This window comes from Paraglaciecola sp. QJM3NY_14, assembly GCF_056173245.1.
The window spans coordinates 3,108,975-3,123,336 of the sequence record NZ_CM149664.1; the positions used below are offsets into that span (position 1 = coordinate 3,108,975).

Consider the following 14,362-nt stretch of genomic DNA (forward strand, 5'->3'; position numbering starts at 1 on the left):
TTATATTGTGTGAATTGATGGCAAATTCCTTAGTTACTAATTCTTGGTGTTAATATTTCAAACTTTTAATCTACTGAATCTATTTTAGTGAAATCAATTTCGTTATCTTTTGGTGAACTGTCGATGTTTTTGACTGTTTTAGGTTTGCTATAAGCGATGAAAATTGCACAGCTAAAGAACAAACCGATCACCAGCGCTCCAACCCATTGAATTTGCAGAAACTCTAATTTGAACAGTAAGGTCAACAACGACAATGTGACCACGTTTAAGGCGATGTAACCGAGCTTACCCAAACGCTTGACCGTCATATTTAAATTGTCGGTATACAAGCGGATCAGCGAATCGAGTGAATTGATCACAAACACTATGCCCACAAAAGCCATGGCGAAGTTCTTCAGCCCAGCGGTAGGAATGCCCGCTTCATGGTATTGATATATAACGCTGAACCACACCGCGATAGGAATAGACGGGAAAATCAACATGGCGCCAAGTACTTGATACGTTTTTAAGCCGCCGACAAAACGAGAGGTAAACTGACCAATCATGATGCTCCACGCAAACCACCAGAATAAATAAAATTCGTGGTACTTGTTCAGGGGCAATACAAAATCTTCTAGGTTGCCAAAATAGCTGCCTATCAGCTCTAGGTTACTCACAAATGCGGCAACGTGGCTGTCACTGCCTAAGAAGGCCCCCGCCCACATAAAAGCGATCAAGGCGATAAACAGCCAGGTAGTAGAAATACTCAATATGCGTACATATTTGATGTCAGTACTGGAATAAACCGCAAAGCAAATAGCGGCAAATACAATAAAATAGAAGCTAGGGACAATTGATTCGCCATCACCGATGGCCGGTAGGTACCAAGGCAAATTAGATAACAACAAAAACGCAGTAAAGGCACAGGTGCCAATGATCACCATATTGTTAATCAGTTTAACCAGCGGGATCTCGAAAAACTTAACCTTGGGCTCGACCACACAGAAGTAAAAACAAGTAAGAAAGTAAAAGCCCCAAATCAGAAACCCCCAATAACCAAATTCAATGGCCATTGGGTTGGTAAAGGCGTATTCGGGGTTGGCCTTTAGGTTTGCATAGCCACCAAACTCGGTCAGCGGGAACATGATCAAGCCAACGTCTAGGCCTGAGGTAAATAGAATAGCGATAAAAGTGAAAAGCCTGACCGGCGTAACACCGACACAAACGACATTTCCCCATTTGAGCAAAATAACCACAATGGCCAATAGGGTGAAAATGATCCCAGCGTTAAGCCATAAGGTCATTTGAGCCTCCCCAAAATAAGCGATAAAACTTCATCTTTCTTCCTGTTTTTTGACTCGCGTTACGCAGCAAACATACCTCTTACTGCGTGTCAGGTGGCCAGATTAAATCGTTGCGTTACGTTGCACAGTTTGCCAATTGCTTGAAGTCGCAACCGTTACCTGCGCTTGACTAAGTGCAGGTGTGCCCAAAATCATGTCTGCGGCCTTTTCTGCCACCATAATGGTGGGGGCATTCAAGTTGCCGTTAGGCACAGTGGGGAAAATGGACGAATCGACCACTCTAAGCCCTTGAATACCGTGCACCTGAGTGCTGGAATTCACCACAGCCATGGCGTCTTCACCCATACGGCAAGAACACGACGGATGGTATGCACTCTCAGTTGCTTGGCGCACGAACGCGTCTATTTCTTCGTCAGTTTGGATGTGCTTACCCGGCTGAATTTCATCATCACGGTAATCATCAAACGCGCTTTGCTCGATAATTTCACGCGTTAAGCGCACGCAGGCGCGAAAGCCTTCAATGTCATCTTGGTGCTGCAAATAATTGAACTGAATTTTTGGTGCTTCAGTCGGATCAGCAGATTTAATCGTGACTGCTCCACGACTTTTGGGTTTGTTATGGCCCACATGCACTTGAAAACCATGCCCATCAAACGCGCTTCGCCCGTCATAACGCATAGCTGCCGGTAAAAAGTGGTATTGAATATCTGGCCACTCAACGCCGGGTTTTGAGCGAATAAACGCACACGACTCAAAGTGATTGGTGGCGCCTAAACCTTTGCGGGTAAATAACCAGCGAGCACCAATCAAGCCTTTAGAAATAAGGCCAAGTTTGCCATTTAACGTGATGGGCTGCTTGCACTTATATTGGAAATAAAACTCCAAATGATCTTGCAGGTTTTGCCCTACGCCAGGTAAATGATGTTTCACCTCAACCCCCGCGGCGGTGAGTGTGTCACTGTCACCGATCCCGGAAAGTTGTAACAGGTGAGGAGAGCCAATGGAGCCTGCGCTTAACACCACCTCTTTCGAAGCTTTAGCCGAGGTTTTGTTGCCGTTAATGCTGTACTCAACTCCAACGGCCTTTTTGCCGTCAAGCAGCACTTTTTCAGCAAGTGCACCTGTGACTATGGTTAAGTTCTTGCGAGACTTAACCGGGTCAAGGTATTCGCGACTTGTAGAGCTGCGCACACCGTCTTTTACAGTCATGTGCATGGGGCCAAACCCCTCTTGCTGTGCCGCATTGTAATCATCGGTGGCCGCGTAACCCGCTTGCTTACCAGCCTCGATAAACGCGGTGTAGAGGGGGTTCGCCATTTCATTGCCATTATTGACGCCAAGAGGGCCTTTATCACCACGGTAGGCATCTTTACCTAAGTAAAACGTTTCTGCTTTTTGAAAGTAAGGTAAACAAGACTGATAATCCCATCCCTGTGCCCCGTGCTCTTGCCACTCGTCAAAGTCTTTGGCATGGCCTCGTACGTATACCATGCCGTTGATAGACGACGAACCGCCTAACACCTTGCCCCTAGGGCAATGCATTTTTCGATTGTCTAAATAAGGTTCAGCTTCGGTGTGAAACTGCCAAGCGAGTTTTTCAGTGTTCATCGGAATGGACAGCGCAGTGGGCATCTTGATAAAGATGTTTTTATCGCTGCCGCCGGTTTCCAATAACAACACTTGATTGTTGGCATCTTCAGATAAGCGATTGGCCAATACACACCCTGCAGAGCCTGCGCCCACTATTATGTAGTCGTAAGTTTGCTCAGCCATCAAAATGGGCTCTCTATGTCGGTTATACCCACATAAACGGATTTAGTTTGGGTGTAATGATCGAGTGTTTCGATGCCGTTCTCACGGCCGATACCCGATTGTTTATAACCACCCACCGGCATTTCTGCCGGAGAATTACCGTAGCTGTTGATCCAGCAAATACCCGCTTGTAATTTGTGAATAACGCGGTGAGCGCGCTTGATGTCTTTAGTGAATACCCCCGCGGCCAAGCCTAAGTGCGTATCGTTCGCACGGCGTATAACATCAGCTTCATCATCAAACACCAACACACTCATCACTGGGCCAAATATTTCTTCTTTGACTATGGTCATGTCGTCGGTGCAATCGGTGAACACCGTAGGTGCCACAAAATAACCGTTCGGTGCTGATGCAGGGCTAAGCGTTGTTCCGCCCGTTAATACGGTCGCGCCCTCTTCAATGCCCTTGTTGATATAGCTCATGACTAAGTCTTGGTGATTTTTAGAAATCAACGCGCCCAAATTAACGTTTGGATCAAGCGGGTCACCAGCAATAATGTTCTGCTCAGTGCGGGTTTTAAGCTCGTCTATAAATGCCTGATACACAGACTTGTGGACATAAACCCGGGTACAATTGGTGCACACTTCACCTTGGGTGTAGAAGTTACCAAGCATTGCGGCGCTCACCGCTTGTGACACGTCGGCATCTTCAAACACGAGTAACGGGGATTTACCGCCTAATTCCATGGTCACATCTTTTAGTGAGCCAGCTGCACTGGCAACGACTTTTTTGCCTGTGCCTACTTCACCGGTGAAAGACACCTTCTCGATGTCTGGGCTTTGGGTCAGCCATTGGCCTACTTCTGCAGCGCCTTGCACCACATTGAACACACCGGCTGGTACACCCGCTTCGAAGAAAATCTCTGCTAATTTAATCGCGCCTAATGGGGTTTCCTCAGACGGTTTGAAAATAAGTGCATTACCCGCAGCAAGCGCTGGGCCCGACTTCCAACAGGCGATCTGCAGAGGGTAGTTCCATGCGCCTATACCAGCACAAATGCCAAGAGGCTCTTTGCGGGTGTAATAAAAATCATCACCTATCGATTGTTGCTGACCAACTTGAGCTGGGGCTAACCCAGCAAAGTATTCGATAACATCAGCACCCGTTTGTACGTCCACGCACTCGGCCTCTTGCCACGGTTTGCCGGTATCTAGCACTTCAATTTTTGCTAAGGCGTCATTACGCTCACGCAGTAATGACACAGCTTTCAATAAAATCCGACTACGTTCAATGGGCGTCATAGCTGACCAAAGTGCAAAGCCTTCTTTAGCACTGTTGATTGCCGCCTGTTGAACGGAATCATCTGCTACTTCAACGCGATAAATCACGTCGTCAGTTGCTGGGTTTTTAACAGCAAATGTTTCGCCAGATTGGTTAGCGAGGAATTGGCCATGAATGAAATTTTGGTAAACAGGTGTTGTCACGTTAGGATCCATATTGTTTGATAAGCGAGCGCACGTAGCCTTTTGCCAGTCGCTCACAGTGTTCAAATTCATCTTTGTCAGACTTGCTTAGTACCGCTCTTAACCACAAGCCGTCTATCATTGCCGCGCTTAATTCAGCGGCAGCTCTTGCGTCTTCAGCGTTCATTAACTGTTTAAATGAACACGCTAAATTACTGCACAGTCTTTTGCTGTTTACGTTCTGCAAGCGATGCAACTCAATGTCGTGCATGGATTGCGCCCAAAAGCTCAACCAAGTCTTGGTTGCATTACTTTGTTGTTGAAGCCGTGAAAAGTTAGCTTCAACGATTAACATCAGCCTTTGCTCTGAGGTGGTATCTGCCTTCAGCCCACCTAATAACGTTTGTTTTAAGTTAGATAACAAATAACGCACGGTCGCTTCGATAAGGCCCTGCTTCCCACCAAAATAGTGGCTAATGATGCCCGACGATAAACCTGCCTTTTTACTGATGCTATTGATGGTAGTCGCACGTAAACCAAGCTCAGCCACCGACTCTATCGTGGCGTCAATTAGTTGTTGTCGACGTACTGGCTGCATTCCAACTTTAGGCATAGTGTGCAAAGACTTTTGTTAATTGAACGTTCAATAAAAATAAATTTTAGGGTAATAGGTTTGATAATTCAACGTTGACAAACTGTAAACTGGCCAGATAAATGCGTAGAGCTAAATCTAATTCGTTGGCACGCCGCGTAATTAAAGAGCAAACAAAAAGAATAAAAATAATCACATTTTTTTAATTAAAATCTTTAAAAGGGCTTTAAAACGAGCATATTGCGTAAATGTAATCTCATAAACGCGTTTATTAGGGTCGTCATAAAACTGTCATATTTAGTAGAGCACTAACGATTTAACGAGTGAAAACACCTCATCGAAGTCAGCATGGCGATACCGAAAATGCCGACCGCTAACTGCGTCTTGTTTCTACTTCATTGCACGGTTATTAAGCGACAGTCTTAAGCGCGAGTCATAAGCGACAGTCTTACGCGAGTATTGCGCACGCACTAGCAATGCTTCGTGCTATCTGCTTGATGTCTATTGCCTCCCAACAAACACCGCGTGATTGAGCCAAGCTAGCCATATCCAAATTGCCTTAGGCGCGCTACTATTGACGTCTTAGCATTCATCCACGAAGGATAAAAAACGTTTATGAATCAACACGTACTTGTGCTCAATTGCGGTAGTTCTTCGATTAAATTCGCCATTATCGATGCCGAAACAGGCGCGGCTCCTTTGCAAGGAATTGCTGAAAACCTCGGGGCACATAACGCCCAATTACGCTATAGCTTCGATGAGCACAAAACCACCGTCGCACTCACTGACAATGCCAACCACAAACAGGCCCTGACCAGTATCGGCCAAGTGTTAACGCAATATGACGCCTTACAATCAAGCATTATTGCGATTGGACATCGCGTGGTACACGGGGGGGAACGTTTTGAGCAATCGTGTTTAATCGATTCATCAGTCAAAGAAGGCATTCGCGATTTAGCGAAAATGGCGCCACTGCATAACCTGGCGCATGTGGCGGGTATTGAAAGTGCCCAAGACGCGTTTCCAGATTTGCCCCAAGTCGCGGTTTTTGATACTGCGTATTTTCAAACACTTCCCAAGCACGCCTATCTATACGCCCTGCCCTATAGCCTTTACGAGCAGCATGGTATTCGTAAATACGGCTTTCATGGCTCCAGCCATCATTTTGTGTCACATGAAGCCGCCAGATTACTGAATAAAGATATTACCCAATGTAATCTGATCACTGCCCATTTGGGCAACGGCTGCAGTATTACAGCGATAAAACAAGGTAAGGCGATCGATACCAGCATGGGGTTCACCCCACTTGAAGGCCTAGTCATGGGGACTCGATGTGGTGACATTGATCCCAGCGTGGCGACCTATCTGATTGAGTCATTAGATTACAGCGCCGCTCAGGTAAGTGCGCTGATGAATAAGCAATCGGGCCTTCAAGGCATTTCACAGTTGAGCAATGACTGTCGAGCATTAGAGGAGCAACAAGCATTAGGCAACGAGAACGCCAAACTTGCCCTCGATATGTTTGTGCATCGCTTAGTAAAATATATCGGCTCATATTTGGCGCTTGTTGGCCCCTTAGATGCCTTAGTGTTCACTGGCGGCATCGGTGAAAACTCCAGTTATATTCGCCAGCAAACCATAGCGCAACTTGCCCATATGGGCTTTAGCTTAGATGAAACGTTAAACACTGAAACACGATTTGGCCGCTCAGGACGCATTAGCAACGCAACCTCTAAGCCTGTTTTTGCCATCGCCACCAACGAAGAGTGGGTTATTGCTAAAGACACCATTCATTGCGCCTTTAACGCCTAAGGAGACACCATGGCACGTAGAATAATGTTAATCCCTGTTGGTAGCAGCGCCGGACTCACCAGCGTTTCATTGGGTATGGTTAGAGCCATGCAGCAGCAAGGGTTAAAAGTGAATTTTTTCAAACCGATGGGCCAACCGCGCCATGGCGACGATGAACCAGAGAAGTCGACAACGATTATCACTCAGCTAGGCCCAACAAAACCCGCAACCCCCTTCACCTCGGCGTATGTTGAGGACATGATCAGCAATGACAAGATGGACGTCTTTTTAGAAGAAATTATCGCCTTATATGAAACACACTATGCAGACGAAGACATTGGTATTATCGAGGGATTAGTGTCTACCCCAAGTCATCCTTATGCAGTGCGCCTAAACCGCGAAATTTGTAACGCACTTGACGCCAAAATTGTGTTGGTGAGTTCCCCTAGCAACCTCACCATGAACCAACTCAATGATAAATTAGAGATAGTGGCAGATAATTACGGTGGTCACAGAAGTAAAAAAGTGCTCGGGTGTATCTTCAATAAAATCAATGCTCCATTGGATGATCGAGGCCATTTAAGCACTGAACTACTGGAAAATCATGACGAGAGCAAAACCGCCGATATAATCAAACGACTTGAAAATCTGCCCATTTTTAACAAAACGTTTGCCCTTCTTGGGTGCATAAGTTGGAGCTTCGATTTAATTGCACCTCGGGTGGATGATTTAAGAAAACACCTGAATGCAAAGTTACTCAACGAAGGCGATTATAAACACCGCAGATTACGCAGCGTGAACCTATGTGCCCGTGAGATCCACAATATGGTGTGGGTATTAAAACCCGGCGCATTGCTTGTTATTTCAGGCGATAGAAACGACATGTTTGTGATGGCCTGCCTAGCGGCTCAAAACGGCACCAAAATCGGGGCTATTTTGCTAACCGGCGGGTATGAACCTGACCCAAGAGTAATGGCATTGTGCTCTCAAGCCATGGAAACCGGCTTACCTGTGATGCTGGTAGATGACAACACGTGGCAAACATCACTAAATTTACACTTCTACAACTTAGAAGTGCCGGTTGACGATGAGCAACGCATTAACCGCGTGATGGATCACGCCGCCAGTTGTATTGATCCCCATTGGATAAACTCACTAAGCGCTGGCGCGTCAAAAGCTCTGCGGCTATCGCCCCCTGCATTTCGCTTTAAACTCACCCAGCTAGCCAAAGCCGCTAACAAAACCATAGTGCTCCCTGAAGGTGATGAGCCGCGTACCATAAAAGCCGCGGCAATTTGTGCCGAGCGCGGCATTGCTAATTGCGTATTGTTAGGCGACAAAGTAGAAATCTTAAGAGTGGCCGAGCAGCAAGGCGTTGTGCTGCCAGATTCAGTCACCATACAACAACCACAGGATATACAGGCACATTACATCGCCCCGCTGGTTGAGCTGCGCAAGCACAAAGGGTTAACCGATGTGGTAGCGCAAGAGCAACTGCTCGATAACGTCGTACTTGGTACCATGATGTTAAAGCAAGGTGATGTTGATGGCTTAGTGTCTGGCGCGGTGCATACCACAGCCAATACCATACGCCCTGCCCTGCAGTTAATTAAAACCGCACCTGGGGCGTCTTTGGTGTCGTCCATCTTCTTTATGCTGCTGCCGGAACAAGTACTGGTATACGGTGACTGTGCAATTAATCCAGACCCAACTGCCGAGCAACTAGCGGATATCGCCATACAATCTGCTGACTCAGCCGCTGCGTTTGGTATTGAGCCCAAAGTCGCCATGATCAGTTACAGCACGGGCACATCAGGCACTGGGGTTGATGTAGACAAGGTTAAAAAAGCCACGGAACTGGCACAACAAAAAAGACCTGACTTGTTGATTGACGGACCGTTGCAATACGATGCCGCTGTGATGGAAAGTGTTGCCAATAAAAAAGCACCGAATTCAAAAGTAGCCGGCCAAGCTACCGTATTTGTGTTCCCGGATCTCAATACAGGCAATACAACCTACAAGGCCGTACAGCGCAGTGCTAACTTAGTCAGCATTGGCCCTATGCTGCAAGGTATGGGTAAGCCAGTGAACGACTTAAGCCGCGGGGCGCTGGTGGACGATATCGTATATACGATAGCGCTAACAGCGATTCAAGCGACGCAACTAAATAGCTAAGGTGTAACTCCTAAATGTTTGAATGCCCGTTCTATCGAGCAATAAATACGGTCAATGGTAAATACCACAAGGTATGAACATTGTCCGGGGCTCGATTGTCCGGGGCTCGATTGTCCGGGGCTCGATTGTCCGGGTCTCGAACGACCGGATCACTGATGGCACGTCGCGATTTAGTGCAAATTATTGACCGCACACTTTAACGGCAAAACAAATCCACTAGGCGTTGTTGCTCCAAATCGATGGCATGTTGCTTGGTTATTTCAGAAAATGGTGTCAGTACAGGCTGATTATTGCAAATACCCGCCATCTGGTTACTTTCCCCTTGAATAAGGGCATTTACTGCCACCACGCCTAGCCTTATGCCTAACATTCTGTCTGCTGCTGTAGGGTTGCCTCCTCTTTGAATGTGGCCCAGTTTGCACACACGTAAATCTATTGCGTCGTTCACTTTACGTATCTGCTGTGACACACGGTCGATGCTCAACTCGTTGCCTTCTGACAACACCACTATAAAGGCATCTTCACTTTCGTAACCCTGAATTTTATCTAGCAGGTACGCCATATCCTGCGGGCTTTCTGGGATTAGGATCGAGTCAGCCCCTGATGTTAAGCCTGAAAACACCCCTATATAGCCTGAATCTCTGCCCATGACTTCAATTACAAACATTCTGTTATGAGACTCTGCGGTATCCCGTATATTATCAATACAGTTCATCGCCGTATTGACCGCAGAATCGAACCCCAAGGTAAAGTCAGTGCCTACCGTGTCATTATCTATGGTGCCCGGGACACCGATACAGGGAATGTCACTTATCTGTGACAACAGCGAAATACCACGAAAAGTGCCATCTCCGCCAATCGCGATGAGCCCGTCGATTTTATTATCGTGGATATTCTGTAACGCCACTTCTCGCCCTTCACTCGTTCTAAAGCGCTCGCTTCGCGCGGTTTTAAGCACGGTACCGCCCAGATGCATCGTTTTTTGTAACTGGTTAGTCTTCAGCTCCACGAAATCGTTATCAATCAGCCCTTCAAACCCTTTGCGTATCCCGCTGACTTTAATGCCATTGGCGCTAGCCGCTTTTACCACTGCATACAAAGCGGCATTCATACCAGGGGCATCGCCGCCTGAGGTAAATAAGCCAATATGCTTGATATCTTTTGTCATAAATCGTCATCCAAATCGTTGAAGAAATCTATACTGGTATTACTCAAGCACCTGCTTACTGAGTATGTCCATTGCTGTATTGCACTGATAAATATGAGGGCTAGCAGTTTTTAATTCATATGCAGCAATCTGCGCGGCGGTCATTTTTTCAATGTGCATAATAATGGCGCGCAACGAATTACCGTGAGCGCAAACCAACACATTCTTGCCTTGCTGTAGAGCCGGAACAATATGCGATTGAAAGTAAGCGATCGCGCGAGTGGCGGTCATCGCGAGGCTTTCGCCATTGGGCGGTGCGACATTATAACTTCGCCGCCAAGTATGAACCTGTTCATCACCGAACAACTGCCGCGCCTTGTCTTTGTTCAGCCCCTGTAGGTCGCCGTAATAGCGCTCATTCAGTTGCTGTGAAACGTAAATTCTCAGCTCAATTTCCTCAGCAGGAGACGCTTCAAAATGCTCATACCACTGACTACCAGCATCATGAATACGCACGTATTGGTGACATTGGCGATTATGCCGAAGTATCTCATATAGGGTATCTTGCGCCCGCAGTAGCTCAGAGGTAAATGCTAAATCAAAGCGCTGCTGGGCTAACATTTGTGCGGCTCGCTGCGCTTCTTTTACCCCTGACTGGCTAAGCGAAACATCCACCCATCCGGTAAACCGATTTTGCTGATTCCAAATGGATTGCCCATGGCGTACCAAGGTTAATAACGACATTTTCGCGGCCTTTCATCAATGTACCTATCATTGATTATGCCGCGCTACTCCCTTAAAAATAATCAGGGTTTATACCTATATTCGCCAATTTTGCTTGCAGCCCCATGTTCAACGCTCTCTTGCGTAACAGGCACTTTTTGTGATGCAGACGGCCCTTGTGATGAAGACGACTCTATGCCCATTTATCTCCAAGGCAGCTATTTTGGTGGGCTATTTTTTCGCGAGCTGTTCTTTCGCGGCGAATACTATGCCGTGCGGGCTGTAGGTGTGCCCGTCAAACTGACGGCTTTCAGCCACGAGTTACATGTTGCACTACGTATAAGCCACGCGTTTGTAGGTGGAATTACGCATAAAAATAACCTTAAGTAAGGCGTAAAATATCGGTGATTTAAGGTGCCTCCACTGACATTTTGTTGAGTTAACTCGTGCCTCTGAAAAACACAAAATATAGCCTTTACAAAATGGACGTCGCTCGCCCGAGTCAACTAACACTTTGATCCCAACACGCCTATCAACCCAGCCACGGCTATCGGTATTGATCGGGTGTGGAACAGATCTAATTACGCAGTAAATTGAGTTGCAAAACACAAACGTGAGATGAGTCAGCAATACATTATTTCGTAAAGTTTCATGAAATGCATCGGCTCAGCTAACGCAGTTCAACTCGACTTGCTGCTACATTCTACTCTTCAGCAAAAGGTAAATTTTATGAAAGATTCAACACGTTATGTTCGCTGGTTTAAAGAGCTCGGTATTGCTGATGTGGCTCTTGTTGGCGGCAAAAACGCCTCTCTAGGGGAAATGTACCAAAACCTGACAGCAAAAGGTGTGCGCGTACCGAACGGGTTTGCCGTTACCGCTGAGGCTTACAATTATGTGCTTGAATCTAATAACGCATGGCCCAAATTACATGCCGCGCTGGATGGGCTCAATCCAGATAACATCAAAGACTTACAAGCCGGCGGAAAGAAAGCCCGTGAGATAGTGATGAACTGCGTGCTGCCAGATGATCTCAAAGCAGCCATCCTAAGCGGATACGCTGAACTCAAACAAGAATACGGTAACGATATTTCACTGGCTGTGCGTTCATCTGCGACCGCTGAGGACTCTCCAGAAGCCTCCTTCGCTGGTCAAAATGACAGTTACCTGAACATAAGCAATGACGAAGCATTACTGGATGCTTATCAACGTTGCTTAGCATCAAACTTCACTGACCGCTCTATTCACTATAAGCACGATAACAATTTTGATGTGTACACCGTGTTTTTATCTGTGGTCGTGATGAAAATGGTACGCAGTGATATCGGTGCCAGTGGCGTGATGTTTTCATTAGACACTGAAACATCTTTCAAAGATGTGGTTTTTATCAACGGTGCCCTTGGCTTAGGCGAGAGCATTGTGCAAGGCACAATTGAACCCGATAGTTTCTATGTACATAAGCCCACTTTTAATCTTGGGCATCGCACTGTACTCAAGCGCCGCTTAGGTAAAAAAGAATTAAAGATGATATTCACCGACAGTCTCAATACTGACAATATCGCGGTGGAATATACCAACAATATTGAAACCAGCGACGACGAACGAAAACATTACTGTATTTCGGACGCAGACGTCATGGTATTAGCTGACTACGCGATTAAGATTGAAAACCATTACTCAGGCGACGCAGGCCATTACAAACCGATGGATATGGAGTGGGCGAAAGACGGCATCGACGGTGAGCTCTATATTGTTCAGGCGCGTCCTGAAACCGTTTCATCGCAGAAAAACGGTGCGCTTCTAGAGATTTATCATCTAAAAGAAACCGCGAATGTTGTTGCACGCGGACAAGCCGTAGGCACACGCATTGGCGCGGGTAAGGTTCGGGTTATCAATGACGTAGCCTTACTGAGTGACTTTCAGCCCGGTGAGGTATTGGTCGCCGATACCACCACCCCTGATTGGGAGCCGGTGATGAAAATAGCATCCGCAATTGTAACAAACCGAGGCGGTCGTACTTGTCACGCCGCCATTGTTGCGCGCGAGTTGGGCATTCCCGCCATTGTCGGTACCAATAACGCCACTGAACTTCTCACCGATGAACGCCCTGTGACGGTTAGCTGCGCCGAAGGAGAATTTGGTAATATCTATGAAGGTATTTTGAATTTCGACATCGAAAAAACAGACCTTAGCCAATTGGCGCACCCTAACACCGAAATCATGATGAATTTGGGCAACCCTGACCGAGCATTTAGTCTGGCCTCTTTACCGGTCGACGGCATAGGGTTAGCGCGCATGGAGTTTATCATTAACGAATACATCAAAGTGCATCCTATGGCGCTGCAACATCCCGACCAAACCGATGACGACACCCGCCAAAAAATAAATGAATTGTGCGCAGCTTATGAAAGCCCCCAAGATTTCTTTGTAAAAGCCTTGTCTGAAGGTGTTGCCTCAATTGCAGCAGCGGTGTATCCCAAACCTTGCGTTGTTCGTATGAGTGATTTTAAAAGCAACGAATACGCAACATTATTGGGGGGCACGTTTTTCGAACCTGAAGAGGACAACCCAATGATTGGTTTTCGCGGCGCGTCTCGCTATACCCACCCTGCTTACGCCGATGGTTTCGCGTTAGAGTGCCAGGCCATGAAGCGAGTAAGAGATGAAATGGGCATGACCAACGTTAAACTAATGATCCCCTTTTGTCGTCGTGTACAAGAAGGCGAAAAGGTAATAAAAGCGATGGCTGAAAATGGCCTGACGCGTGGTAAAAACGGCTTACAAGTGTATGTGATGTGCGAAATCCCCAACAATGTCATTCAAATTGATGCGTTCGCGCAACTGTTCGATGGTTTCTCAATTGGATCGAACGACTTGACCCAATTAACGCTAGGTGTGGATCGTGATTCGCAAATCGTTGCTTTTGATTTCGACGAGCGCGATCCTGGCGTAAAAGAAATGCTTCGTTTATCAATAGAAGGCGCCAAACGTAACGGTCGCCACTCAGGTATTTGTGGGCAAGCTCCGTCTGACTATCCCGAAATAGCCGAATATCTCGTGGAACTAGGCATTGACGCCATGAGCCTAAATCCAGATACGGTATTGGCCACCACAAGGCGCGTTTTAGACGTTGAAAAGCGCTTAATACGACCGGCTAAATCAGCATGAAAGTAGACTACGTCATAACGTAAAGAGCAAGGAAGAAAATGTGCGCAGTAGTCAAACAAGACTACTGCCACTTCACGTTAGTGTTATTCATTATTGAGCATTCAATAGACGTAAAACCCAAGAAATGATCTTCGAATCCCACCACATGATAAATACCAACACATCGACGCCATTTTAATCAACTTTGGATAGAAAATTGATTGCTATCAAGCCGATTAATGTCAGTTAATCAATAATCACCTTTGATAATCAGATGAAGATAATGCGT

The 14,362-nt window shown here is 46.5% G+C and carries 11 protein-coding genes; 5 read left to right on the forward strand and 6 right to left on the reverse strand.

The window, feature by feature from the left end:
* Window positions 1–65 precede the first annotated feature (65 nt).
* From AC0VYA_RS13150 to betI, 4 genes are all read right to left on the reverse strand, one after another.
* On the reverse strand, window positions 66–1,283 hold the full coding sequence (locus AC0VYA_RS13150; protein ID WP_475488554.1) for a BCCT family transporter: 1,218 nt from the start codon (window positions 1,281–1,283) through the stop codon (window positions 66–68).
* A 102-nt stretch (window positions 1,284–1,385) separates the two neighbouring features.
* Window positions 1,386–3,056 (reverse strand): choline dehydrogenase, encoded by a 1,671-nt coding sequence (gene betA / locus AC0VYA_RS13155; RefSeq protein WP_475488555.1) that lies wholly within the window; start codon window positions 3,054–3,056, stop codon window positions 1,386–1,388.
* Window positions 3,056–4,519 carry a betaine-aldehyde dehydrogenase gene (gene betB, locus AC0VYA_RS13160; RefSeq protein WP_475488556.1) on the reverse strand — a complete coding sequence of 488 codons (1,464 nt, stop codon included), beginning with the start codon at window positions 4,517–4,519 and terminating at the stop codon, window positions 3,056–3,058. Before betB ends, betA begins: the two co-directional genes overlap by 1 nt.
* A gap of 1 nt (window position 4,520) precedes the next feature.
* On the reverse strand, window positions 4,521–5,111 hold the full coding sequence (betI, locus tag AC0VYA_RS13165) for a transcriptional regulator BetI (protein WP_011575367.1): 591 nt from the start codon (window positions 5,109–5,111) through the stop codon (window positions 4,521–4,523).
* 594 nt (window positions 5,112–5,705) lie between these two features.
* Between betI and AC0VYA_RS13170 the strand changes: the two genes are divergently transcribed.
* The 3 genes from AC0VYA_RS13170 (at window position 5,706) to AC0VYA_RS13180 (ending at window position 9,256) form a co-directional block, all read left to right on the forward strand.
* Window positions 5,706–6,902 (forward strand): acetate kinase, encoded by a 1,197-nt coding sequence (locus AC0VYA_RS13170; RefSeq protein WP_475488557.1) that lies wholly within the window; start codon window positions 5,706–5,708, stop codon window positions 6,900–6,902.
* 9 nt (window positions 6,903–6,911) lie between these two features.
* Window positions 6,912–9,056 (forward strand): phosphate acetyltransferase, encoded by a 2,145-nt coding sequence (gene pta / locus AC0VYA_RS13175; RefSeq protein ID WP_475488558.1) that lies wholly within the window; start codon window positions 6,912–6,914, stop codon window positions 9,054–9,056.
* Between the two features lie 95 nt (window positions 9,057–9,151).
* Window positions 9,152–9,256 (forward strand): hypothetical protein, encoded by a 105-nt coding sequence (locus AC0VYA_RS13180; protein ID WP_475491071.1) that lies wholly within the window; start codon window positions 9,152–9,154, stop codon window positions 9,254–9,256.
* On the opposite strand, the gene AC0VYA_RS13185 is transcribed toward AC0VYA_RS13180, so the two are convergent.
* Both AC0VYA_RS13185 and AC0VYA_RS13190 read right to left on the reverse strand, forming a co-directional pair.
* The gene (locus AC0VYA_RS13185) at window positions 9,253–10,224 is read right to left on the reverse strand and encodes an ATP-dependent 6-phosphofructokinase (RefSeq protein WP_475488559.1); all 972 of its coding nucleotides are present in this window, start codon (window positions 10,222–10,224) and stop codon (window positions 9,253–9,255) included. The two genes, AC0VYA_RS13180 and AC0VYA_RS13185, sit on opposite strands and share 4 nt — an antisense overlap.
* Before the next feature lie 39 nt (window positions 10,225–10,263).
* A complete protein-coding gene (locus AC0VYA_RS13190; RefSeq protein ID WP_475488560.1) occupies window positions 10,264–10,947 on the reverse strand; it encodes a histidine phosphatase family protein in 684 nt (227 codons plus the stop codon).
* A 174-nt stretch (window positions 10,948–11,121) separates the two neighbouring features.
* On the opposite strand from AC0VYA_RS13190, the gene AC0VYA_RS13195 reads away from it, so the two are divergent.
* Entirely contained in the window at window positions 11,122–11,316 is a 195-nt protein-coding gene (locus tag AC0VYA_RS13195; RefSeq protein WP_475488561.1) for a hypothetical protein, read from the forward strand.
* A gap of 339 nt (window positions 11,317–11,655) precedes the next feature.
* Window positions 11,656–14,094, forward strand: coding sequence for a phosphoenolpyruvate synthase (ppsA, locus tag AC0VYA_RS13200; protein ID WP_475488562.1), 2,439 nt, complete (start codon window positions 11,656–11,658; stop codon window positions 14,092–14,094).
* Window positions 14,095–14,362 lie beyond the last annotated feature (268 nt).